The following is a 21,793-nucleotide window of genomic DNA, read 5'->3' as shown; positions in this document are numbered from 1 at the left end:
TTGGAAGGCTCCAGCCCGTCGCACCTGGCGATCACCGCCAGCAGAATCAGGCTGAACAATCGAGAACAACAGTGAAGACCTTCGAACGCTATTTCCTCAGCGCCAACCGCTGGGCGCTGATTTTGCTGCTGGCGGCCATGGCCGTCATCATTTTTGTCAACGTGGCATTGCGCTACCTGACCAACCAGTCGATTGAATGGGCCGAAGAAGTCTCCCGGCACATGATGATCTGGCTGACGTTTCTCGGTGCCGGACCGGTACTTCGGTACGGCGGCCACATCGCTGTAGAAAATCTCCAGGATGCGCTGCCCCGGCCATTGGCCATCATCACGCGGGCTGTCGTGGCTGCGCTGCTGTTCGCCTTCTTCGGTTTCATGATCTGGTATGGCTGGCTGTACATGGGCCGCACCATGTTTCAGCTGACGGCGGCCACGCAGATTCCGTTTGCCTATATTTACGCGGCCATGCCGGTTGGCGGCGTGCTGCTGGTCGTGCACTGGCTGCTGATCGTGCGGGTTTATGTGCGCGACCGGCTGTTTGCCGTAGACGCGCATTTTGATGCGACTGCGAGTGCATCCCTATGAGGGCCGCCGGACCGCTCCAAGACCCGAAGGCCCCCTTGGGGCTGGAGCCTGCGGCTCCAAGCCTGCTTGAGCAGGCTTGGACAGGCGATAGAGGCGAAGCGTCTCGCGAGCCGCGGCCTGCAAGGCCTCGCGCGGCGGCCCATGCCGCAAGCGTGGGGGCACTATGAACGCCAGCCTGCTGCTGATAATTTCAGCCTGCTTTTTTCTCGCCATTGGCGTACCGGTTGCCTTTGCGCTGGGCCTTGCCACCGCCGCCACGCTGATTCTCGCGGAGAACTACCCGCTGTTTGTACTGCTAAAGGAAACCTTTACCGGCGTGGACAGCTTCCCGCTGATGGCAGTGCCGTTTTTCATTCTGGCGGCCGAGTTGATGAGCGGTGGTTCGCTCACAGAGGTACTGCTGCGCTTTGCCGGGCAATTTGTCGGCCACAAGCGGGGCGGCCTGGGTTACACCAACGTGGTGTCGCTGACCTTTTTCTCCGGCATTTCCGGCTCCGCACTGGCGGATGCCGCAGGACCGGGCTCCATGCTGATCCGCATGATGGACAAGGCTGGCTACGACCGCTCCTATGCTGCCGCCCTGACAGCAGCGACAGCCATTGTCGGGCCCATCATTCCACCGTCGATCATCATGATCATCTATGCCCTGCAGGACGATAACGTTTCTGTCGGCGCACTGTTCGTCGCGGGTCTGTTACCCGGCATCCTGATTGCGGTGGCGATGTGCGTTGTCAATTTCCAAGTTTCCAAAAAACGCAATTACAAAGGCGACGGCGGCATGCCGCCGTGGCCGGAGGTCTGGCGCACCACCTGGAAGGCAATTCCTGCGCTGCTGCTGCCAGTGCTGATTCTGGGCGGGATGCGGGCCGGCTGGTTCACGCCCACCGAAGCCTCCGTGGTGGCTGTTTTTTACGCGCTGGTCTGCGGCAAATTCGTTTACCGGACACTCGAATGGAAAGCCCTGCCCGACATCCTGGCGCGCTCTGCCCTGCTCACGGCTTCGGTGCTGATCATCATTGGCCTGTCCGCCTCTTTCGCATGGATTCTCACCATCGAGGGCCTGCCGCAGCTGATGGCGGACTGGATCATCGGGATGAATCTGTCTCCCTGGATGTTCCTGATCATCGTGAACATCTTTTTGCTGCTGTTTGGCATTTTTATTGAGCCGCTGCCCGGTGTGATGGTGTTGGCGCCGATTCTTGCGCCCGTTGCAGTCAAGCTGGGCATAGATCCCATCCATTTTGCGATGATCGTCATCTACAACCTCACGCTGGGCATGATTACGCCGCCGGTGGGAGGCCTGTTATTTGTCACATCAAACGTATCGCGTGTACCCATGGGCCCGCTGGTGCGGGAATTGATGCCCTTTCTTTGGGCGCACGGTGCGGTGCTGGTGCTGCTGACTTTCCTGCCTGCGCTCAGCACCTGGCTGCCCCATGTGCTGGGCTTCAAATAGCACCTGATAACACCCCGTCGGGTGCAAATCGCCGAATCCGGCATCCGTTACACTTGAGAGGTCAGGAGAGAGTTTTCACCGCGAAAACCGCCGAAGGCGCACGAACACCATGAAGTTAACTCCCATGGTGCACTGAACGCTCAGGCAAAAGGACTGGCAACCGTTTTCCGGCGTCTGGCGCCGGAAAACGTTCCCTACTGGAGAGAGGCCGCTTTTGAGGCGGCCCACCGAAGGAGCAAGCCTGCATCGCCAGGTGAATCTCTCAGGTAAAGTGGACAGCAGGGGCAGCGCATGACCATGGGTCATGGATTCATGTTTGCCCCCGGAGAATGCCTTGTCTAACGCCTCTTCTGCCTCCTCTTCTTCTGTCACCCCTGAAGATCTTCTCAAAACACCGCTGCATGCCTTGCACGCAGAGTTGAGCGCGCGCATGGTGCCATTCGCGGGCTATTCCATGCCGGTGCAGTACCCTGCGGGCCTGATGGCCGAGCACCACCACACACGCCAGGCGGCGGGACTTTTTGACGTGTCCCACATGGGCCAGTTGCGCCTGGTGGGCCCCGATTCGGCGGCTGCGCTGGAAACCCTGTTGCCCGTCGATGTGGTCGACCTGCCCGCCGGCAAGCAGCGCTACGGCCTGCTGCTCAATGACGACGGCGGCATCATCGATGACCTGATGTTTTTCAACCGCAACATGCACGACAGCGCCGGGGGCGGCGACCTGTTCCTCATTGTGAACGGGGCCTGCAAGGTCGGTGATATCGCGCACATCCAGCAAAAGATCGGCAGCCGGTGCGAAGTCATCCCCATGCCGGAGATGGCGCTGATGGCTCTGCAGGGGCCGCAGGCGGTAACCGCCTTGCAGCGCCTGGCGCCGGGCGTTGAAAAACTGGTGTTCATGACCGGCGGCCGCTTCACGGTGGCGGGCTGCGACTGCTTCCTCACGCGCAGCGGCTACACCGGCGAAGACGGTTTCGAAATCTCGGTGCACGAATCGCAGGCCGACACGCTGGCCAGAGCCCTGCTGGCCCAGCCCGAAGTCAAACCTGTTGGCTTGGGCGCACGGAACTCGCTGCGGCTTGAAGCGGGGCTGTGCCTTTACGGCAATGACATTGACACCAGCACCACGCCGGTGGAAGCGGCGCTCAACTGGGCCATTCAGAAGGTCCGGCGCACCGGCGGCGCGCGCGCCGGAGGGTTTCCCGGTGCGGAAAAAATTCTGGCGCAGCTGGCCGACCCGGTAACGCTTACCCGAATGCGCGTGGGCCTGGTGGCGCTGGAGCGCGTGCCTGTGCGCGACCACACCGAACTGCAAAGCACCGCGGGCGCGCCCATTGGCACCGTGACCAGCGGCCTGCTCGGCCCCACCATCAACCAGCCGGTGGCCATGGGCTACGTGAGCCCCGAGTTTTCCGCCATCGGCACGCGGGTGAATGCCCTGGTGCGCGGCAAGGCCGTTCCGATGGAAGTGTCGGCCATGCCGTTTGTGCCCAACCACTACTACCGCGGCTGAGTGTTTGGCTGCCTCTTACTACTTTCACGTTAACTTGCTGAATCTTTTTTGCTAAATCTTTTTGTTGAATCCTTTTTGCTGAATCCTTTTCACTGAACTTTTGAACTTCTGGAGAACCTCATGACTGTCAAATACACCGAAGACCACGAATGGCTCAAGATTGACGGCGACACCGCCACCGTGGGCATCACGGTCCATGCGCAGGACGCGCTGGGCGATGTGGTGTTTGTCGACCTGCCTGCCGTCGGCGCCACCCTGGCGCAGAAGGAAACTGCCGGCGTGGTCGAATCGGTCAAGGCCGCCGCGGACGTCTACATGCCCGTGAGCGGCGAGGTCGTTGAAGTCAATGAAGCCCTGCGCAACGATCCGTCGCTGGCCAACAGCGACCCGCTGGGCGCCGGCTGGTTCTTCAAAATCAAACTGTCCGACGCCTCGCAGCTGGACGCCCTGATGGATGAAACCAGCTACACCCAGTTTTCCGCCGCCTGATTTTTGAAACCGCCTGATACGGAACTCCCGACATGTTGATGCAATCCGCCAAGCCGCTGGGCGAGCTTGAAAACCCCTCTGAATTCATCGCACGCCACATCGGCATTGATGAGGCCGACGAAGTGCACATGCTCAGTGTGGTGGGCTCAGCTTCACGCCGCGACCTGATAGACGGGATTGTTCCGCGCTCGATCGCACGCCGCAGCGCAATGGCCATTCCACCGCCGGTGAGTGAGGCGGCAGCCCTCAAGCAGCTCAAGGCGATTGCCGCGAAAAACCAGGTGTTCAAAAACTTCATCGGCCAGGGCTACTACGGCACGTACACGCCGGGCGTGATCCTGCGCAACATCCTGGAGAACCCCGCCTGGTACACGGCCTACACGCCCTACCAGGCCGAGATTTCGCAAGGCCGCATGGAGGCGCTGATCAACTTCCAGACCATGGTGTGCGACCTGACGGGCATGCCCATTGCCAATGCCTCCATGCTTGACGAAGCGACAGCTGCCGCCGAGGCCATGACGCTGGCCAGGCGCAGCGTAAAAAGCAAGAGCAATGTCTTCATCGTCGCAGGCGACTGCCATCCACAAACGATTGAAGTCATCCAGACCCGCGCGAAACCGCTGGGCATTGAAATCAAGGTCAGCACCGCAGTGGCTACCGTGCCGCAACTCATGGCCGAAGGCAATTACTTCGGCGTGCTGGTCCAGTACCCGGCCACCACCGGCAGCATCCACGACCTGCGCCCGCTGGCCGGCCAGGCACATGTGGATGGCGCCGCACTGTGCGTGGCCGCCGACCTGCTCGCACTGACCCTGCTCGCGCCGCCCGGCGAATGGGACGCCGACATTGTGCTCGGCAACACCCAGCGCTTCGGTATGCCCATGGGCAATGGCGGGCCGCACGCCGCCTACCTCGCCTGTCGCGAAGAGTTCAAGCGTTCGCTGCCCGGCCGCCTGGTGGGCGTGAGTGTCGACGTCCACGGCAACCCCACCTACCGCCTGGCGCTGCAGACGCGCGAGCAGCACATCCGCCGCGAAAAGGCCACCTCCAACATCTGCACCGCCCAGGTGCTGCCTGCGGTGGTAGCCAGCATGTATGCGGTCTACCACGGCCCCCAGGGCCTCAAGCGCATCGCGGAGCGCGTGGCCGCCTACACCGCCATCTTTGTGCGCGGCCTGCAGGAGCTCGGTTATGAAATCACCAACGGCGGCGCCTTTGACTCCGTCACCGTCAAGACCGGCGACGCGACCAATTTAATCGCTGAGCGCGCCCGTCAATCAGGGGCCAACCTGCGGTTTCGACTGAACAATCACCTGGGCGTGTCGCTGGACGAAACCACCAGCCGCAAGGACATCGAACTGCTCTGGTCCTTCTTTGCCCAGCCCGGGCAGACGGTGCCCGTGGTCAGCGCCTTTGAAAAAGGCATCGAGTCCCTGATCCCGGCCGACCTGCGCCGCACCAGCGCCTTCCTGACGCACCCGGTGTTCAACACCCACCATTCCGAAACCGGCATGCTGCGCTACATCCGCATGCTCAGCGACAAGGACCTGGCGCTGGACCGCAGCATGATCCCGCTGGGCAGCTGCACCATGAAGCTCAACGCCACCAGCGAGATGATTCCCATCACCTGGCCCGAGTTTGCCAACATCCACCCTTTTGCCCCCCAGGAGCAACTGCAGGGCTATGCCGAACTCGACCAGGAGTTGCGCGACTGGCTCTGCCAGGCCACCGGTTATGCGGGCATCAGCCTGCAGCCCAATGCGGGTTCACAGGGCGAATACGCCGGCCTGCTAGTGATCAAGGCCTACCATGAAGCACAGGGACAGGGCCACCGCAACATCTGCCTGATTCCCTCGTCAGCCCATGGCACCAACCCGGCCAGCGCGCAGATGGTGGGCATGACCGTCGTCGTCACCGCCTGTGACGCGCAGGGCAATGTGGACATGGCCGACCTCCAGGCCAAGTGCGAACAGCACAGCGCCAACCTGGCCTGCGTGATGATCACCTACCCCAGCACACATGGTGTGTTTGAAACCCATGTCAAGGAACTTTGCCAGCTGGTGCATGCACACGGCGGGCGCGTGTACGTCGACGGCGCCAACATGAATGCGCTGGTCGGCGTGGCCGCCCCGGGCGAGTTTGGCGGCGACGTGAGCCATCTGAATCTGCACAAGACCTTCTGCATTCCGCACGGCGGCGGCGGGCCGGGCGTGGGCCCGGTGTGCGTGGTGGCCGACCTGGTGCCTTACCTGCCCGGCCATGCCACAGCCGGCATTCCGGTCAACGGTGTCGGCGCCGTGTCGGCGGCCCCCCTGGGCAATGCGGCCGTGCTGCCCATCAGCTGGATGTACTGCCGCATGATGGGCCCCGAGGGGCTGACGCGCGCCACCGAAATCGCCATCCTGAGCGCCAACTACATCAGTTCGCGCCTGAAAGACCACTACCCGACGCTGTACGCCAGCGAGAATGGCCACGTCGCGCACGAGTGCATCCTGGACCTGCGCCCGCTCAAGGACAGCAGCGGCGTCACCGCCGAAGACGTGGCCAAGCGGCTGATCGACTACGGTTTTCACGCGCCGACGCTCAGCTTTCCGGTTGCCGGCACGCTGATGGTGGAACCCACCGAGAGCGAAACGCTGGACGAACTGGACCGCTTCATCGACGCGATGATCGCCATTCGGCAGGAAATCCGCCGCATCGAAAAAGGCGAGTGGCCGCAGGACGACAACCCGCTGAAGGCCGCGCCGCATACAGCGGTAAGCCTGCTCAAGGGCGAATGGAATCATGCCTACACACGCGATGTGGGGGCCGCCATACTCAGCAAGACCCAGCACGCCAAATACTGGCCGCCGGTGGGTCGCGTCGACAACGTCTACGGTGACCGCAACCTGTTTTGCAGTTGCGTGCCCCTGAGCGACTACGCCTGAAACAAACCAGGGGGTTTTTTCAAGGTTTACTGCCGCTTACTGCCGTTTTCTGCCGCTTCGCCCTGCATGGATTCGCAGACACTCCTGGTCGTGATGGGTGCCGCACTGGCCGGCTTTGTGCAGGGCCTTTCAGGCTTCGGCTTTGGCTTGGTCGCCATGTCTGTCTGGGCCTGGACGATTGATCCGCGGCTTGCCGCCGCCATGGCGGTCTTTGGCGCCCTGACCGGGCAGCTGGTGGCCGCCGCCACAGTGCGCCGCGGTTTTGACCTGCGGCGGCTCGCCCCTTTTGTGGCCGGCGGGTTGATTGGCATTCCCGCCGGACTGCTGGTGCTGCCCTTGATGGACGTGCACATGTTCAAGGCCTTTCTGGGCATGCTGCTCATGCTCTGGTGCCCTGCCATGCTGATGGCAGGGCAACTACCCCGCATTACCGCGGGCGGGCGTCTCGGCGACGGGCTGGCGGGCGGCGTAGGCGGCATGATGAGCGCGATGGGTGGTTTTTCGGGGGTCATTCCCACGCTCTGGTGCACGCTGCGCGGCTATGACAAGCACGCCCAGCGCGCCATCATTCAAAACTTCAATCTGGCCGTGCTGATGGTCACCATGGCCACCTACATCGCCACCGGCATCGTGACCCGCGAAACCATCCCCATGCTGGCCATCGTGGCGCCCGCGATGCTGCTGCCTTCACTCATCGGCGCCCGGGTCTACATTGGCATCAGCGAAGTAACATTCCGCAAGATCATCTTGAGCCTGCTGACCGCCTCGGGGGCAGCCCTGCTGGGCTCCTCGCTGCCACAGCTGCTCGGCCGTGCCAGCTGACGCGGCGCCTGTAACTTCGCCGTTACAGGGTATTGCGCCGGCCCGGAGATAATGCGGCCGACTGCTTCCGCAAGCGTTCTCCGTTTTGCCTGCTTCAACCTTACCCCCGCCACTATTCAATGAGCAACCCCATGAACATCATGAAAGCCGTTCCAGCCCTGCTGGCCTCCTGCGCTCTGGCCACCAGCGTGCTGGCCGCAGCACCCGCCGAAACGCTGCCCACGGGCGTGAAAGTTGTGCACAGCGTGGACGGCACCGGGGCGCAGCCCAAGGCCTCGGACACGGTCCAGGTGCACTACCGCGGAACGCTCGCCGACGGCAAGGAATTCGACAGCTCCTACAAACGAGGAAAACCCGCAACCTTTCCCCTCAGCCGCGTCGTGCCGTGCTGGACGGAAGGCATGCAGAAAATCAAGGTCGGCGGCAAGGCCACGCTGACCTGCCCGCCCGACACGGCGTATGGCAAGCTCGGCGCCGGCGGTGTGGTGCCGCCCAATGCCACGCTGACGTTTGAAGTTGAGTTGCTGGCCATCGAGAAATAAGCAGCCCGCACGGACACGGCCTCACGCCACCGCTTACGGTGCCTCGCTGAGTGCCGCCAGCAATGCCTGGTTAAAGGCATCTGCCCGTTCAAACTGAACCCAGTGGCCGGCGGCATCAATGAGCGTCAGGGTCCGGAAATTTCGGGCTTGCCGCACGGCCGCCGCCAGTGCATCCAGCTTGCCCCGGTACAGGGCATCTTCACTGCCGTAAATGGCATGCACCGGGCAGCGCACCTGCTCGAGTGAACGCGCCAGCACGCCGGTACGCGACAGGCTGCGCCCTTTCATCCGGTCGCGCAGCACATTGGCCACATGCAGGCGAAGCGCCAGTTCGGTGATCGCCTCCGGGTGGTACAGCATCAGCGCCGCCAGATTGCCGCGGTGAATGGCATCGCGCTGGGCCGGGTCGGTCAGGTGCCGCCAAGAAGTGAGCTGGATCGGCTTCACGGGTGCGATGCCCAAACCGGGTGCACCCACCAGCACCACACGGGCAGCCCGCGCCGGAAACTGCGCCGCCAGAAATCCGGCCACCATGCCGCCAAAAGAAAAACCCACCAGATCACAGGCCTCATCACCCAGCAGCAGCTTCAGCCCCTGCTCAACCGGCCCGGGCACGGCATCGGCGTCCGTCCCCTGTGGCGGTGCGGCTGAATCGCCAAAACCGGGCAGGTCCGGCACATAGACCCGGCGCCCCGACTCGACGAGCGGAAGGATATTGCGCAGCCAGTGCGTCCAGCTGCCGCTGCCGCCATGAAGAAGCACCACGGGCGCCAGGGCCCGGTTGCCACCCGCCTCGCCCCAGACATGCCAGACCATGGTGCCCGCCCCGCAGGGGGTTTCCCTGCGGACCGCTGTTTTTAAAAGCGCTTGTGCTTCAGAGGGAACTTGGACTTGAACCTGTATCGAAAGAGTCATTCAGTGTTTATACCTTGCCCCGCCGCACGGGCCACGCCCTGCCTGGCCTCTATGTCGCTACGCCGCCAGCTGCCGCAGCCACTCCATCGCAGCCGTCAATTCGTCCTGCGTGATCTCATGGGCGTTGGGAAATTCGGTATAGCGCAGCGTGAGCGGCAGCTTTTGCACCTGATGGCGAATCGCCTGGGCATGGGCGATGGGCAGCACCTGGTCCCGGGTTCCACCGCTGACCCATAGCTGCTTGCCCTGCAGCTGCGCCTCAGGTGCCACGAACGGCCGTACTTCATCCAGCAGGCGGCTGTGCAGCACCATGGCGCCGTGCACGAGCTGAGGCTGGGTCAGCAGCAGCGAGAGCGACATGATGCCGCCCTGGCTGAAACCACCCACAATCACGCGTTCGGGCGGCACGCCCAATTGCCTCGACAGGCCCGCAAGGGTCTCGGCCACCAGCCGGCGGCTGGCGGCTTCCTGCGCCTGATGAATGACACGCTGGCCCTGCGGTGAAACACCAAACTGAAACCAGGCATACGAACCGTGCCCCACCACATTCGGTGCGCGCAGGCTGACCACATGAAAGTTGGCCGGGACATGGGATGCCAGGCCGAACAGGTCTTCTTCATTGCTGCCCACGCCGTGCAGCAGCACCAGCAGCCACGGGCTGGCGGTTCCGGGCGCCGCATCACGCTTCAAAAAAGACAGCGGAATACTGCCAAATTCATGGGGTTTCACGTTGTTTTCAGTCATATAAAAATTCTTCCTTCCGACGATGGCCGGGTTTTCAGGCAGGCTGCGCTGATGCCAGCGCAAACGAATCCATCGCGAGGATGCCGTACATCACCTCGCGGCTCAGGTAGTCGGCCTGCACCGCTTCATCTTCACCCCAACCAGCGGCCCCCAGCGCAAAAAATATCGGCAAAAAATGATCTTCACTCGGATGCGCCCGCTGCGCATGCGGCGCCTGGCGGCGGTAGTCGAGCAGTGCGGCCTTGTCGCCGCGCACGACGGCCGACTCAACCCAGCGGCTGAACTCGACCACATAAGGCGACGGCTCGCGTTCACCCCCAAAAAACTCGCGCAGGTTGTGCGTCATGCTGCCCGAGCCAATGACCAGCACACCTTTGGCCCGGAGACTGCGCAGCGCACGGCCCATGGCCAGCACCTGGGCCGGGCCGTAACCCAGCGGCAAGGCCACCTGCACCACCGGTACATCCGCCTTCGGGAAGAGATGCATCAGCGGCACCCAGGCGCCGTGGTCGAGCGGGCGCTCCGCATCGCTGTCGGCGGCCATGCCCGCGCCCTGCAGCAGTTCCCGCACTTCGGCCGCCAGTACCGGACTGCCCGGGGCCGGGTATTGCAGTTCGTACAGCGCAGGCGGAAAACCGCCAAAGTCGTGCCATGTGGCAGGCGCCGGGTTGGCCATGACCGCCGGGGTGCGCACCATCCAGTGCGGCGACATGATGACGATGCCGCGCAAATCACCGGGCGCCTGCGCCAGCGCTGCGCCCCAGCGTGTCAGCGCGGGGCCGGTGCTGCCGGCTTCAATGGCGAACAGCGGTGCGCCGTGGGATAAAAACAAGGCTGGAAGTGTTGAGACCCGCATGACGAAATCCTTTCCAAAGATTACTGATACTGTAGTTATCCATAAATGAAAGATAAATATCGTAAATATTGATTCATTGACTCTGAATAATTGACAATAAATGGTCAAAACGGCACTCTCACGTTACTCGAACCCTCAGCTCACTCACCGTTGAAAAGGCGAAAACGCACACCATGGACCAGCTCCGCCAGATTGAAACCTTTGTTGCCGTGGTGCAAAACGGCAGCTTTGTCAAAGCCGCCGAGAAGCTGGGCGACTCCAAGGCCGCGGTGTCGCGCCTGGTGCTGGAACTCGAGGCCCGGCTGGACACACGGCTCCTGAATCGCACCACCCGCAAACAGTCGCTGACCGAATCGGGGGCCGATTATTTCGAGCGCTGCCGCAAGATCCTGGATGACCTGGCCGAAGCCAACCAGGCCGCCAGCGCCAGTACCGCACTGCCGGTGGGCCGGCTGCGCATCAACGTGCCAGTCAGTTTTGGCAACCTGCATCTGGCGCCGCTGTGGGGCGGTTTTCTGCAGCGGCATCCCGATGTGACGCTGGACGTCACGCTCTCCGACCGTCAGGTCGATCTGGTGGAAGACGGTTACGATCTGGCCATCCGTATCGCCCGCCTGGCCAACTCCAGTCTGATCTCGCGCCAGCTCGCCAGCACCCGGCTGGTGCTGTGCGCCTCGCCCGCCTACCTGAAACGGCAGGCCCGGCTACGCTCCATTGAAGACATTGCCGCGCATCCCGTCATCGCCTACAGCTACTGGTCAGGCGGCGACAGCTGGGCGTTCGAGGGGCCGGAGGGCCCGGTCGAGGTGGTCACGCAGGCCCGCCTGCGCAGCAACTCCGGCGACACCTGCCTGGCCGCAGCGCTGGCGGGCCAGGGCCTGATCCTGCAACCGACCTTCATTGTCGGACCCGACCTCAAGGCAGGCCGGCTGGTGGAAGTGCTGCCGCACTACCGCGCGCCGACCTTCGCCATCCATGCGGTGTACCCGAGCCGCCAGCACCTGTCGGTCAAGGTGCGGCGCATGGTCGAGTACCTGGCTGGCGCGTTCAAAAAACCTGATTGGGAATGAACCCGGCAGTCTGGCGGCGCCAGGTGCCGGCCAGGGCTCCCGGCTCAATCATTCATTGACCTTGCCACGCAGGTTCTTGATCTCCGAGCGCTGGCTTTTGCCCGCCAGACGCCGCTGCTTCGAGCCGTAGGTCGGCTTGGTAGCGCGTCGGGGTTTGGGTGGCGATGACACGCTGTCCACCACTTCCTGCAAGCGCATCAAGGCGTCGCTCCGGTTCATCTCCTGCGTGCGGTGCTGCTGCGCCTTCAGGACAAACACGCCCTCCTGGGTGATGCGGCTGTCGCTCAACGCCAGCAAGCGGCCCTTGACCTCATCGGGGAGTGAAGACGCTGCAATGTCAAAGCGCAAGTGCACGGCGCTGGACACCTTGTTGACGTTTTGCCCGCCCGCGCCCTGGGCGCGGATCGCGCTGAATTCCACCTCGCGCTCATCAACCAGAAATTTCGGGGTCGTCATGGTCAACGCTGCGCGGGGTTCAAGCTGGAAACGGCAATTGGATGGTCCCACATCCCATGATTATCGGCCCGGCCTCGCTGGCATCACACTTGCAGCACGCCGGCATCACGAAAGACGGCTACTTCACATCGTCAAAAAAACTTTCCAGCAAACGGGCAAACGCTTCGGGTTGCTCCACGGCGCTGAGGTGGGCAGCCTCCAGCGTACGCAATTGCGCGCCGGGGATGCTGTCCGCAATGGCCTGCGACATGGCCACTGGCGTGGCCTCGTCACGTGTGCCCGCGATCACCAGCGCCGGGCATTCGATGCGGCGATTGCTGGCACGAAAGTCAATGGATGCCACCGCCTCGCAACTGGTGGCATAAGCCGCAGCGTCGGTCTTTTCCAGTTGGTGGCGCAGGTCCGCCACGCGCTGCGCGCCGCCTCCGGCAAGGTCCGCCCTGAATTCGGGTGTGAACCAGCGCTGCATGGCGCCGTCGGCAATGGCTGCGACGCCCTCGGCGAGCACAGTCTTGACCCGCGCCTGCCACAGGGCTCGGGCCGCATCGTCGTACCAGCTGGCCGCGTTGGCGATGACAATGCTTTTGAGCAGCTGCGGCTGGCTGGCAGCGAGCGCCTGCGCCGTCATGCCGCCCATGCTCAGGCCGACAAAATGCACCGGGCCTGCCGCCTGCTCGCGGATCAGGCCGGCGGCGTCGTCTGCCAGCAGGTCCATGCTGTAGGGCCCGGCAGGCGCTTGCGACTGGCCGTGCCCCCGGTGGTCATAGCGCAGCACCGTGTAGCGGTTTTTCAGCAGCGCGGTCACGCCATCCCACATGCGGATGTCGCAACCGAGGGCATGGCTCAACACCACCACCGGTCCCTGGCCCTCTTTCGTCCAGTGCAAAACAGTTTTTTTCATTGTCTGGAGTGTCCTCAGGGTGTGGCGGCCAGCAGGCCTTTTTCGCGCAGGATATCGCCGGCGACCGCGAACGCATGGTTGGCCGCAGGCACACCGCAGTAAATCGCCGCCTGCAGGATGACCTCCTTGATGTCTTCGGGCGTCAGCCGGGAGTCCGGCGGACCGTCCAGGCCGGCGCGAACATGCATGGCGAATTCCTCAAAGGCCTTCAGCGCAATCATGGTGGACAGCACCATGAGGCGCCGCGTCTTGTCGCCAAATGCGGGGCGCCCCCAGATTTCGTGCCACGCATAACGCGTGATCAGGGCCTGAAATTCCCCGTTGAAGGCGTTGCTGTTGGCAATGGATTTGTCTACCCAGGCATCGCCCAGCACCCTGCGGCGATTGACCATGCCCTTGTCGTAATCATTCATGGAGTCACTCGTGCTCATGGCGTCACTTTCGTTCTGTTGGTATCTGGATATCTGGTGGTTTCGGGGAATTCAGCGCGGCCAGCGCCTGGGTATGGGCCAGGACCTGGGCCTGTGTCAGCTCCGCCGCATGCTGGGCCAGGCCGGGACTGAACCACTCGTCTGCAGCCTCGGCGGGCAGCACCGCGCGCAAGGCGTCCAGGTTGGCCCGCATGCGCTGCGTATCCACCTGCAGGCCCGGCAGCGCCTGGGCCATCGCGCGGGCAGAACCGTGCGCCGACATCAGCAGGCCCGGCCATTCAGCCAGCTCGGCCTGCCAGTTGCCAAGGGCTCGCTCGTGCTCCTGCGGCATGGCGGCCAGCAACGCGGCCACCCGTTGCGGTGCCCGCTGCGCGGCGGCCAGCGCCACCATGCAGGCGACCGGATTGCGCTTGTGCGGCATGGCCGACGAACCTCCGCGCCCCGGCTCGGACGGCTCGGCCACCTCGCCCACTTCATACTGGCCCATCAGGGCAATGTCCTTGGCTATCTTGCCGAGACTGCCCACCAGCAGCCCCAACTCGCAACCGAGCGCGACCCACTCGTCGCGCTGCGTGTGCCATGCACAGGAAGGCGCCCTCAGTTTCAGCTCGGCCGCCATGTGCGCGATGACCTGCGGCCCCAGGTTCTTTCCAGCTTTCTGCATCTGGGCGAGCGTGCCCACCGCGCCACCCAGCTGCACGCTCAGGGCATTGCCGGCTGTCGCCTGCAGGCGCTGCAGGCTGCGTACCAGCGGTGCGGCCCATCCGGCACATTTCAGGCCAAAACTGGTGACCGACGCCGGCTGCATCAGTGTGCGCGCCAGCACAGGATCGGCGGCATGGCGCCCGGCCAGGGCCAGCAACGCCGTCACCGCCTTGTGGACATCGGCTTCGATCAGGTTCAGCGCATTGCGCGTCACCAGGGCCAGCGCGGTATCGATCACGTCCTGGGAGGTAGAGCCAAAGTGGACAAAACCGGCGGCCTCCTTGTTGAAGAGGCCCACCGTTTCCTTCAGGCTCTTGACCAGCGGAATCGCAATGCTGCCGGCGCGCCCGCTTTCGCGCACGATCTTGGCCACATCAAACAGCTCGACCTTGCAGGTCCCGCTGATGGACTGGGCCACGGCCTCGGGAATCAGCCCGACCCTGGCCTGCGCGCGCGCCAGCGAGCCCTCAAAGCGCAGCATGGCGTCCAGAAAATTGCGTTCACTGAACGCCTCTAGGATTTCGGACGTGGATAAAAAACCTTCAAAAATGCTGCTCATGCGATGGGTTTCTTTTCAAAAGGCGATGAGGGTTGTTTTTCCGCCGGGCCGCCCCAAGGAAAAATGCGCCTCCACAGGAGAGGAAAGGGGCAGCGCGCCGCAGGCTCGAAGTGACAAGCGTGGGGGCATCATCGCTTCAGGCGGATCTGGTTGGGCAAGGGCACGGAGCGCCGCAAGACGTCCTCGCCCAGCCACAAGGCCGAACGCCAGGCGCGTTGGGCCACGGTGGGTAAAGGCATTTGCTGGTAGTCGTCATTGAAAACCTCGAAACTGTAGTCACCGCGGTAACCCAGCCCGTGGAGTTTGGTCACCAGCGTGGCGAGTGCTTCGCTGTGCACGCCTTCCCCGGGAAACACGCGAAAATGCCGCGCCGTGGCAATGCGTTCCTCGACCGACTTGATCTCGGTCCACATGAAGTCGGCCAGCTGCACCAGGAATATCTTGTCGGGATCCAGCATGTCCAGCTCGTCCAGCGAGGTCTTGGTCGCAAACATGTGGAAGGAGTCAAATCCCAGGCCGAGATTGGGCATGTCAGCCTCGCAAATGATGTCCCAGGCCTGCGGGAATTCATTGACGACACGCCCCCACGACAGGGCTTCATAGGCTATGCGGATATTCATGGGAATCGCCAGCATGGCCAGTTTGCGCAAGTCCTTGACCAGCGCCCGGGTGTCGTCCGTGGCATGCACGGACGTGGATGAACAGATCAGCAACAGCCGGCAGTCCAATGCGTGGCACATCTCCAGCATCGACTTGGCAATGTCGACTTTGTAATCGTGCAGATGGCCTGACAGGCCCTCAAAATCGCGCAGCACCTGAAAGCCCGTGACGCGCAAACCGCTGGCACGCACCGCAGCAATCGCGGCGTCAAGGCCGTCGGGGTGGCCCACCAGGTCCCTGGCGGCCAGCATGATCTGGGTGAATCCTGCTTCCCGGACAGCCTTCAGCTTGGCCTCGAGCGGGCCGGCCAGCGAGATGGTGTCCATCCCGAAATCGTCTATGTTTCCGCTGTAGTGACTCATGATCTTCAACCGCGCTCGTCGTGTACCAGCTCAAAGCTCACACTGCCCAGCCAGGTTTTGGTCAGCGCGCCGCGGTCCTCGGTGTGAACGCCGCGCGACTCGACAAATTCCACGCCGCGTTTGCCCAGTTCGGCCACCGCCTGCAACACGTCGGCGGTGCCCAGGCCGATGCGCTGCAGTCCCTCGTCGCCCTCCACATCCAGCACGCTGGCTTCGGGCTCGATCAACTGAAGGTAAAAGCGGGATGACGGCGGGCATGGGCTGCGCAGGATCCGCCCCTTGGGCAGGATGCCGAAGCGTTCCTCGGCGGGCAACTCGGTGAAGCCGAACAGCTCGCGATAAAACTCCGCCCAGTCTTCGGTGCGGTCATTGCCGATGTACTGCACGATGCCGAAAAAATGCAGACCGGCCACGGCAGGTGGATGCGGGTCCACCGTGGGAATCGGCACGAAGTCCACGTCATAGATGGAAAACTTGTCGTAGCGGTCCACAAAATAGATGCGGCTCTTGCCCACGCCGTGGATGGCGGGAATGTTCAGCTCCATGACTTCCACGCGTGAGGGCACGGCCCAGGCGCCGCGCTCCAGCGCCCGGCGATAAGCCTCTGCGGCGTCGCGCACGCGCACGGCCACGGCCGCAATCACCGGCTTGTCGGTCGGTGCCGCGCCGTCAGGCATGGCCGGAATATGGGCATTGACGATCACATTGATACCGCCCTGCCGGTACAGCAGCACCTCGCGTGAACGGTGGCGTGCGATGGGGCGAAAGCCCATCATTTCCAGCACCTGCCCCAGCGCCTGCGGCTTGGCGGTGGTGTATTCGATGAATTCAATGCCGTCCAGTCCGAGCGGGTTGACGGCGTCAAGAATGGATTCCCGGTCAGTGCTTGCCGCCTGGAGGTGGGTACTCATGGTGTTCTCCGGTTGAGTTCAGGAATGATCAGGACATCAAAGCGGCTGGTTTGCCGGAAAAGCGGATTCGACCGTCGCACCAGGCACATGCCCGCCGCCCAAAAAGAGCCGCTCGATGTTCGGGTCGGCCAGCAACTCGGAAGCTTTCTTGTGCAGCACCAACTGCCCTGATTCGAGCGCAATCGCGTCATCCGCCATTTTGAGGGCGCTCTTGACATTTTGTTCCACCATCAGCACCGTGGTTCCCTGCGAGGCCAGTTTTTGCAGCAGCTTGAACACGTCCTGCACCACTATCGGCGACAAGCCGATGGAAGGCTCGTCGATCAGCAGCACCTTGGGACGCAGCAACAGGGCACGGCCCACCTCCAGCTGCTTTTGCTCGCCGCCGGACAGGGCCGAGGCCTGGGAGTGCAGGCGCTCCTTCACGCGCGGGAAGAACTCCAGCACCTCGGGAATCCGCTCGTGCGTGGTCTTGGTGCCCAGGGTGATGCCGCCGAGCTCCAGGTTCTGCCAGACCGTGAGCTGGCCAAACAGGTTGCGCCCCTGCGGCACAAAGGCAATGCCCTTGGCCAACAACTCTTTCTGGCTGGCCCCGGAGATGTCCACACCATCGAGCAGGATGCGACCCTGGCGCGGCTTGAGCAGACCGAACAGCGTTTTCAGCACGGTGGACTTGCCCGCGCCATTGGGGCCCAGCAGCAAGGTGATAGAGCCGCGCCTGACCTTGAACGACAGGTTGTTCAGGATCATGAAGTCCTTGTAACCGGCCACCACGTCGTCAAACTCAATACAGATATCGTTTGTCATGTCAGTATTCCATGTCGTAGCGGTACAAATCGAGGCAAGCAACGGCGCGGAACCGGCTCCGCCGGGCCGCAGCGGTTGTCCCCTTGAGGGGGGATCCGGCTACACGCAGTGAGCCGAGACGGGGGTGTATCTCAATTTCCAAGATAGGCATCAAGCACCTCTTTGTTGCCCCGAATTTCAGCCGGCGTACCAATCGCCAGCACCCGCCCCTCCACCATCACCATGATGCGGTGGCACAAATCCATGACGAAGTCCATGTTGTGCTCAATCACCACAAACGACCCCTTGCGCCCGAACTTCGGGTTCTGGTTCAACTCCTTGAGCAGGGTCGAGATGCCACCCACCAGGCTGGGGTTGACGCCGGCGCAGGGCTCATCGAGCAGCACGAGGTCGGGCTCGGCCATGAAGGCCATGGCAATGTCCACCAGCTTTTGCTGGCCGTAGCTCAGCGTGCCGGCCGGCTTGTCGGCGACATGGCGAATGCGGAACTGGTCGATCAGCGCATCGGCCTTCGCGCCCAGCCCCGAGTCGCCGGGGGCAAACATGCGGCTGAGCATGCTGCCTTTGTGCTCCTGCGCGGCCACGATCAGGTTGTCGCGCACCGTCATCTTGCCAAACACCTGCAGGGTCTGGAAGGTGCGGCCCACGCCGCGCCGGCTCAACTCCAGCGGTGACAAACCCGTGATGTTTTTGCCGTTGAGCTCGATGGCGCCGGTGTCCGGGCTGATCTGGCCCAGCACGCTGTTGAACATGGTGGTCTTGCCCGAGCCGTTGGGCCCGATCACGCCAAAGATCTCGCCCGGCATGACTTCAAACGACACACCGCCTACCGCCTGGATGGCGCCGTAGGATTTCCTGAGGTCGGTGACTTTCAGCAGAGGGTTCATCATGATGCTGCTCCCACCCGCTTGGTGGCCGCCATGCCCGCTGCAATTTTGCGGGCTGCCGAGGCATCACGCGCGGCGCGCCGGTCCCGGATGCGGTCCGGAATGCTGAGCAAACCGTCGGGCAGCCAGACCATCAGCACCACCACCGCGGCGCCAAACATGGGCAAATACCAATTGGCCACGCCCGGTACGTCGCGCAGCCACTCCGGCAGCACCACACCGACGGCAGCACCGACGATGGGGCCGAGGAAATAACCGGCACCGCCGACGACGACCATCAGGTACATCATGATGGAAGCACCCACCGCGAATGGTGCGGGTTCAATGAACTGCACCAGCGAGGCAAACAGCGCGCCGGCGACACCGGCGTACACCGCACCGATGGCGAAACTCAGCAGCGTGTAGTTGCGGATGTCGACCCCCAGACTTTCGGCCCGTATCGGGTTGTCGCGCAGGGCCCTGAAGGCTTTGCCCCAGGGTGAGCGCAGCAGGCCCCACAGCAGGCCCGACAGGATCAGCGTCACCACCAGCACAAAATAGTAATACGGCCGGTTGGCTTCGAGCGAGTAGCCGAGGATGGCGGGACGCGCTATGTTGTTGATGCCGAAGGTGCCGCCAGTGAGCCACTCTTCGTTGCGCATGACCAGCCAGATGGCGGTGTTGAAGCCCAGGGTAGCAAAGGCCAGGTAGATGGTCTGCACCCGCAGCGCCGGAAAGCCGAGGATCAGCCCGACGGCAAAGCAGATCAGCGCCGCCGCCGGCAGGCCGAGCCAGAAGCTGAAGCCGGCCTTCATCAGGATGGCCACGGTGTAGGCGCCGATGCCGAAGAATGCCGCATGCCCCAGGGACTTCTGGCCCGCATAGCCAATGGTCAGGTTCAGGCCCATGGTGGCAATGATGAAGATGAGCCAGTAGGTCAGCAGGTAGATGCCGTAGTTCTTCAGGTACTGCGGCGCGACCAGCACCAGCAAGGCACCCAGCACCGTGAAGATGGTCGCCATTTTGTGGTTCAAGAGCTTCATACCTTGCGCTCCTCTTTCTTGCCGAGCAGGCCTTGCGGCTTGAACAGGATCACGATCATGAAAATCACCAGCGCCACTGCGTCCTTGTAGGCGGGCGAGATGTAGGCGGAGGCGAGGTTTTCGCACACGCCCACGATCAGGCCGCCCAGCAGCGCGCCGCGTGAATTGTTAAAGCCGCCGATGATGGCGGCAAAGAAGGCCTTGGTGCCCAGGCCTTCACCCATGTCGAACTTGGCCAGGTAAGTCGGCGTGACCAGCAGCGCTGCCGCCACGGCCAGCACGGCGTTGATGGCGAAGGTGTAGAAGATCATGCGCGGCACGTTGATGCCGAGCACGCTGGCGCTCTCGGTGTTTTGCGCCACGGCCTGCATGGCGCGGCCCGTGACCGTCCTGGCCAGGAAGGCCTGGGTCGCCAGCACGATGATCATGGCCAGGGCAAAGGTGCCGACGTCCTGCAGGGTGATGGTGACGCCTGCGATGTTGTACAGCTTGTCGGCAAACAGGCTGGGGAAGGGATGGGCTTCGGCGCTGTAGCCGGCGCGCACGCCGTTGCGCATGGCGATCGACAGGCCGATGGTGGCCACGACGATGGGCATCATGCCGTACTTGAACAGCGGATCCACCACGCCGCGCTTGAAGACCCAGCCAAGCAGCAGCACGGCCAGCAGCACCGTGAGCACAAAGCTGACCAGCATGGGCGCGCCCAGCGAGATGAAACCCAGCAGCATGAAGGCGGGCAGCATGACAAACTCACCCTGCGCGAAGTTGATCGTGCCGGAGGCCTGCCACAACAAGGTAAAACCCAGGGCCGCCAGCGCATAGATGCTGCCGGTGGCCAGGCCCGAGAAAAAGAGTTGGAGGAAGTCTGTCATGGCAGTGCCTGCATAAGAAGTGCTTGCTGGAGGGTTTCAGGAGGCGCTGGCGGCTTATTTCTTCGGTGCGGCCGCAGGCGCGGCACCCAGCGGCGGCAGGATGGCGACCACTTCCTGCTTGCCGTTCTTCACTTCAATCATGAAACTCTCTCGGTCCAGGTCGCCCTTGCTGTCAAACGAGACATCCATCAGCACACCGGGTTGATCCGCCGCTTTCACCTTCAGGGTATGCAGGGCAGCCGCCACCGCCTTGCGGTCGAGCTTGCCGACCTTCTCGATCGCGGACTTCAGCACGTAGACGCCGGAGTAGCCTTTCATGCCGTTGTGGTCGGACACATATTTGTATTCCTTCTCAAACTTGGCACGGAAGGCGCGAATGGCTGGCTGCGGCGCATCAACCGTCAGGCCCACATGGGCCACGGCGCCGTTGGCAGCCTCACCCGCCAGCTCGATGACCTTCTGGCCGGTGAGCGTGGTTTCGCCAATGATGGGTTTGTTCCAGCCCTGCTTGCGCAACTCGCGCAGCAGCCGCGCCGACTCTTCTTCATTGGAGTAGGCAAACACGCCTTCGGCATTGCTCTGCTTGGCTCGCAGCACGGCGGCCGAAAAGTCGATCTGGCCGGGCTCGGTGGAAATTTCGGCAGCGATCTTGGTCGGCGAATTGGCCAGCGCCTTCTTGATCGAGTCCAGGCCGCCCTTGCCGAAGTCGTTGTTCACATAAATGATCGCAATGCTTTTGAGTTTGGCCTGGTCGCTGATGTAGCGGGCGACCTTGGGCATGGCTGTGGCCTGGGTGAAGCTGGTGCGAAACACATAGGGGTTGCCCTGCTCGGTGATGCTGGCCGCCTCGCCGCCGGTGAAATTGGGCACCTCGGCACGGCGCGACTCGGCCATGCTGACCATGATGGAGCCGGAAAACACCGGACCAAAAATGGCGAACACGTTGTCATCGATGGCTTTTTGCGTCAGGCCCTTGGCCACGCCGGGGTTGCTCTGGGTGTCGGTGGTGATGGTCTGGATTTTTTTGCCCAGGATGCCGCCCGCGGCGTTGATTTCCTTGACGGCCAGTTCGACACCATTTTTGAAGTTGGTGCCCGCCGTGGCGCCGCCACCGGACAGCTCGACAATGTTGGCAATCTTGATGACGTCCTGCGCAAATCCGGCTGTAGCCGCCATGGCTATTGCGCAAACAGCTATCAGCTTAAGAGCAAATCGTTTCTTCATGGTTATCTCCTCTAAGGGTTGAAAGTCAGTACAAAAATCAATGCGGGATCAAGATGGAACCAATACAGAATCAATGTC

22 protein-coding genes and 2 riboswitches are annotated in these 21,793 nt (G+C 62.8%); of the genes, 8 read left to right on the top strand and 14 right to left on the bottom strand.

The features are described from left to right. The first annotated feature begins 71 nt into the window (after positions 1 to 71). The 7 genes from AC1DS5_RS13720 to AC1DS5_RS13690 all read left to right on the top strand — a co-directional run bounded on the left by AC1DS5_RS13720 (position 72) and on the right by AC1DS5_RS13690 (position 8,333). The gene (locus AC1DS5_RS13720) at positions 72 to 584 is read left to right on the top strand and encodes a TRAP transporter small permease (RefSeq protein WP_477718813.1); all 513 of its coding nucleotides are present in this window, start codon (positions 72 to 74) and stop codon (positions 582 to 584) included. Positions 585 to 747: 163 nt separating this feature from the next. Then, positions 748 to 2,040 (top strand): TRAP transporter large permease, encoded by a 1,293-nt coding sequence (locus AC1DS5_RS13715; protein WP_477718812.1) that lies wholly within the window; start codon positions 748 to 750, stop codon positions 2,038 to 2,040. Between the two features lie 52 nt (positions 2,041 to 2,092). After that, positions 2,093 to 2,206: riboswitch (glycine riboswitch) on the top strand. Between the two features lie 21 nt (positions 2,207 to 2,227). Beyond that, positions 2,228 to 2,329: riboswitch (glycine riboswitch) on the top strand. 45 nt (positions 2,330 to 2,374) lie between these two features. Next, positions 2,375 to 3,553: a glycine cleavage system aminomethyltransferase GcvT gene (gene gcvT / locus AC1DS5_RS13710; RefSeq protein WP_477718811.1), complete on the top strand. Its 1,179-nt coding sequence runs from the start codon at positions 2,375 to 2,377 to the stop codon at positions 3,551 to 3,553. Between the two features lie 120 nt (positions 3,554 to 3,673). Next, positions 3,674 to 4,042, top strand: coding sequence for a glycine cleavage system protein GcvH (gcvH, locus tag AC1DS5_RS13705; RefSeq protein ID WP_477718810.1), 369 nt, complete (start codon positions 3,674 to 3,676; stop codon positions 4,040 to 4,042). Between the two features lie 32 nt (positions 4,043 to 4,074). Further along, positions 4,075 to 6,969 carry an aminomethyl-transferring glycine dehydrogenase gene (gene gcvP, locus AC1DS5_RS13700; protein WP_477718809.1) on the top strand — a complete coding sequence of 965 codons (2,895 nt, stop codon included), beginning with the start codon at positions 4,075 to 4,077 and terminating at the stop codon, positions 6,967 to 6,969. A gap of 66 nt (positions 6,970 to 7,035) precedes the next feature. Then, complete coding sequence (locus tag AC1DS5_RS13695; protein WP_477718808.1) at positions 7,036 to 7,791, top strand: sulfite exporter TauE/SafE family protein; 756 nt, start codon at positions 7,036 to 7,038, stop codon at positions 7,789 to 7,791. Positions 7,792 to 7,931: 140 nt separating this feature from the next. Next, positions 7,932 to 8,333: an FKBP-type peptidyl-prolyl cis-trans isomerase gene (locus AC1DS5_RS13690; RefSeq protein WP_477718845.1), complete on the top strand. Its 402-nt coding sequence runs from the start codon at positions 7,932 to 7,934 to the stop codon at positions 8,331 to 8,333. 33 nt (positions 8,334 to 8,366) lie between these two features. Here the strand turns inward: AC1DS5_RS13690 and AC1DS5_RS13685 are convergent, their stop codons facing one another. Genes AC1DS5_RS13685 through AC1DS5_RS13675 form a run of 3 tightly spaced genes read right to left on the bottom strand, consistent with a single transcriptional unit; the run spans position 8,367 to position 10,848 of the window. Beyond that, positions 8,367 to 9,248: an alpha/beta fold hydrolase gene (locus AC1DS5_RS13685; RefSeq protein ID WP_477718807.1), complete on the bottom strand. Its 882-nt coding sequence runs from the start codon at positions 9,246 to 9,248 to the stop codon at positions 8,367 to 8,369. 57 nt (positions 9,249 to 9,305) lie between these two features. Further along, complete coding sequence (locus tag AC1DS5_RS13680) at positions 9,306 to 9,992, bottom strand: alpha/beta hydrolase (protein ID WP_477718806.1); 687 nt, start codon at positions 9,990 to 9,992, stop codon at positions 9,306 to 9,308. Positions 9,993 to 10,026: 34 nt separating this feature from the next. Beyond that, positions 10,027 to 10,848, bottom strand: coding sequence for a DODA-type extradiol aromatic ring-opening family dioxygenase (locus AC1DS5_RS13675; protein WP_477718805.1), 822 nt, complete (start codon positions 10,846 to 10,848; stop codon positions 10,027 to 10,029). Positions 10,849 to 11,021: 173 nt separating this feature from the next. Here AC1DS5_RS13675 and AC1DS5_RS13670 point away from each other — a divergent pair, with 173 nt between their 5' ends. Beyond that, entirely contained in the window at positions 11,022 to 11,918 is an 897-nt protein-coding gene (locus AC1DS5_RS13670; protein ID WP_477718804.1) for a LysR family transcriptional regulator, read from the top strand. Positions 11,919 to 11,966: 48 nt separating this feature from the next. Here AC1DS5_RS13670 and arfB read toward each other — a convergent pair whose 3' ends face one another. From arfB to AC1DS5_RS13615, 11 genes are all read right to left on the bottom strand, one after another. Continuing rightward, positions 11,967 to 12,374 (bottom strand): alternative ribosome rescue aminoacyl-tRNA hydrolase ArfB, encoded by a 408-nt coding sequence (arfB, locus tag AC1DS5_RS13665; protein WP_477718803.1) that lies wholly within the window; start codon positions 12,372 to 12,374, stop codon positions 11,967 to 11,969. Positions 12,375 to 12,492: 118 nt separating this feature from the next. Beyond that, the gene (pcaD, locus tag AC1DS5_RS13660) at positions 12,493 to 13,275 is read right to left on the bottom strand and encodes a 3-oxoadipate enol-lactonase (RefSeq protein ID WP_477718802.1); all 783 of its coding nucleotides are present in this window, start codon (positions 13,273 to 13,275) and stop codon (positions 12,493 to 12,495) included. 14 nt (positions 13,276 to 13,289) lie between these two features. Beyond that, entirely contained in the window at positions 13,290 to 13,706 is a 417-nt protein-coding gene (locus tag AC1DS5_RS13655; RefSeq protein WP_477718801.1) for a carboxymuconolactone decarboxylase family protein, read from the bottom strand. 4 nt (positions 13,707 to 13,710) lie between these two features. After that, the gene (gene pcaB / locus AC1DS5_RS13650; RefSeq protein WP_477718800.1) at positions 13,711 to 14,970 is read right to left on the bottom strand and encodes a 3-carboxy-cis,cis-muconate cycloisomerase; all 1,260 of its coding nucleotides are present in this window, start codon (positions 14,968 to 14,970) and stop codon (positions 13,711 to 13,713) included. A gap of 128 nt (positions 14,971 to 15,098) precedes the next feature. Next, positions 15,099 to 15,992 (bottom strand): sugar phosphate isomerase/epimerase family protein, encoded by an 894-nt coding sequence (locus AC1DS5_RS13645; RefSeq protein WP_477718799.1) that lies wholly within the window; start codon positions 15,990 to 15,992, stop codon positions 15,099 to 15,101. 5 nt (positions 15,993 to 15,997) lie between these two features. Continuing rightward, positions 15,998 to 16,903 (bottom strand): VOC family protein, encoded by a 906-nt coding sequence (locus tag AC1DS5_RS13640; RefSeq protein WP_477718798.1) that lies wholly within the window; start codon positions 16,901 to 16,903, stop codon positions 15,998 to 16,000. A gap of 36 nt (positions 16,904 to 16,939) precedes the next feature. Beyond that, a complete protein-coding gene (locus AC1DS5_RS13635; RefSeq protein WP_477718797.1) occupies positions 16,940 to 17,710 on the bottom strand; it encodes an ABC transporter ATP-binding protein in 771 nt (256 codons plus the stop codon). 131 nt (positions 17,711 to 17,841) lie between these two features. After that, positions 17,842 to 18,600 (bottom strand): ABC transporter ATP-binding protein, encoded by a 759-nt coding sequence (locus AC1DS5_RS13630; RefSeq protein WP_477718796.1) that lies wholly within the window; start codon positions 18,598 to 18,600, stop codon positions 17,842 to 17,844. Continuing rightward, positions 18,597 to 19,619 carry a branched-chain amino acid ABC transporter permease gene (locus tag AC1DS5_RS13625; RefSeq protein ID WP_477718795.1) on the bottom strand — a complete coding sequence of 341 codons (1,023 nt, stop codon included), beginning with the start codon at positions 19,617 to 19,619 and terminating at the stop codon, positions 18,597 to 18,599. The genes AC1DS5_RS13630 and AC1DS5_RS13625 overlap by 4 nt, the downstream gene beginning before the upstream one ends. After that, positions 19,616 to 20,491: a branched-chain amino acid ABC transporter permease gene (locus tag AC1DS5_RS13620; RefSeq protein WP_011482781.1), complete on the bottom strand. Its 876-nt coding sequence runs from the start codon at positions 20,489 to 20,491 to the stop codon at positions 19,616 to 19,618. The genes AC1DS5_RS13625 and AC1DS5_RS13620 overlap by 4 nt, the downstream gene beginning before the upstream one ends. A gap of 54 nt (positions 20,492 to 20,545) precedes the next feature. Beyond that, entirely contained in the window at positions 20,546 to 21,715 is a 1,170-nt protein-coding gene (locus tag AC1DS5_RS13615) for an ABC transporter substrate-binding protein (RefSeq protein ID WP_477718794.1), read from the bottom strand. Between the last annotated feature and the right edge of the window lie 78 nt (positions 21,716 to 21,793).

The sequence above is a fragment of the Polaromonas sp. P4_H1 genome, from assembly GCF_056400945.1.
Note: the sequence above shows the minus strand (reverse complement) of the source record. Positions and strands in the feature narration are given on the sequence as shown.

Coding starts and splice junctions, on each gene's coding strand:
- AC1DS5_RS13715 (WP_477718812.1), top strand. CDS start 748: ATGAACGCCAGCCTGCTGCTGATAATTTCAGCCTGCTTTTTTCTCGCC.
- gcvH (WP_477718810.1), top strand. CDS start 3,674: ATGACTGTCAAATACACCGAAGACCACGAATGGCTCAAGATTGACGGC.
- gcvP (WP_477718809.1), top strand. CDS start 4,075: ATGTTGATGCAATCCGCCAAGCCGCTGGGCGAGCTTGAAAACCCCTCT.
- AC1DS5_RS13695 (WP_477718808.1), top strand. CDS start 7,036: ATGGATTCGCAGACACTCCTGGTCGTGATGGGTGCCGCACTGGCCGGC.
- AC1DS5_RS13690 (WP_477718845.1), top strand. CDS start 7,932: ATGAAAGCCGTTCCAGCCCTGCTGGCCTCCTGCGCTCTGGCCACCAGC.
- AC1DS5_RS13685 (WP_477718807.1), bottom strand. CDS start 9,248: ATGACTCTTTCGATACAGGTTCAAGTCCAAGTTCCCTCTGAAGCACAA.
- AC1DS5_RS13680 (WP_477718806.1), bottom strand. CDS start 9,992: ATGACTGAAAACAACGTGAAACCCCATGAATTTGGCAGTATTCCGCTG.
- AC1DS5_RS13675 (WP_477718805.1), bottom strand. CDS start 10,848: ATGCGGGTCTCAACACTTCCAGCCTTGTTTTTATCCCACGGCGCACCG.
- AC1DS5_RS13670 (WP_477718804.1), top strand. CDS start 11,022: ATGGACCAGCTCCGCCAGATTGAAACCTTTGTTGCCGTGGTGCAAAAC.
- arfB (WP_477718803.1), bottom strand. CDS start 12,374: ATGACGACCCCGAAATTTCTGGTTGATGAGCGCGAGGTGGAATTCAGC.
- pcaD (WP_477718802.1), bottom strand. CDS start 13,275: ATGAAAAAAACTGTTTTGCACTGGACGAAAGAGGGCCAGGGACCGGTG.
- AC1DS5_RS13655 (WP_477718801.1), bottom strand. CDS start 13,706: ATGAGCACGAGTGACTCCATGAATGATTACGACAAGGGCATGGTCAAT.
- pcaB (WP_477718800.1), bottom strand. CDS start 14,970: ATGAGCAGCATTTTTGAAGGTTTTTTATCCACGTCCGAAATCCTAGAG.
- AC1DS5_RS13645 (WP_477718799.1), bottom strand. CDS start 15,992: ATGAGTCACTACAGCGGAAACATAGACGATTTCGGGATGGACACCATC.
- AC1DS5_RS13640 (WP_477718798.1), bottom strand. CDS start 16,903: ATGAGTACCCACCTCCAGGCGGCAAGCACTGACCGGGAATCCATTCTT.
- AC1DS5_RS13635 (WP_477718797.1), bottom strand. CDS start 17,710: ATGACAAACGATATCTGTATTGAGTTTGACGACGTGGTGGCCGGTTAC.
- AC1DS5_RS13630 (WP_477718796.1), bottom strand. CDS start 18,600: ATGATGAACCCTCTGCTGAAAGTCACCGACCTCAGGAAATCCTACGGC.
- AC1DS5_RS13625 (WP_477718795.1), bottom strand. CDS start 19,619: ATGAAGCTCTTGAACCACAAAATGGCGACCATCTTCACGGTGCTGGGT.
- AC1DS5_RS13620 (WP_011482781.1), bottom strand. CDS start 20,491: ATGACAGACTTCCTCCAACTCTTTTTCTCGGGCCTGGCCACCGGCAGC.
- AC1DS5_RS13615 (WP_477718794.1), bottom strand. CDS start 21,715: ATGAAGAAACGATTTGCTCTTAAGCTGATAGCTGTTTGCGCAATAGCC.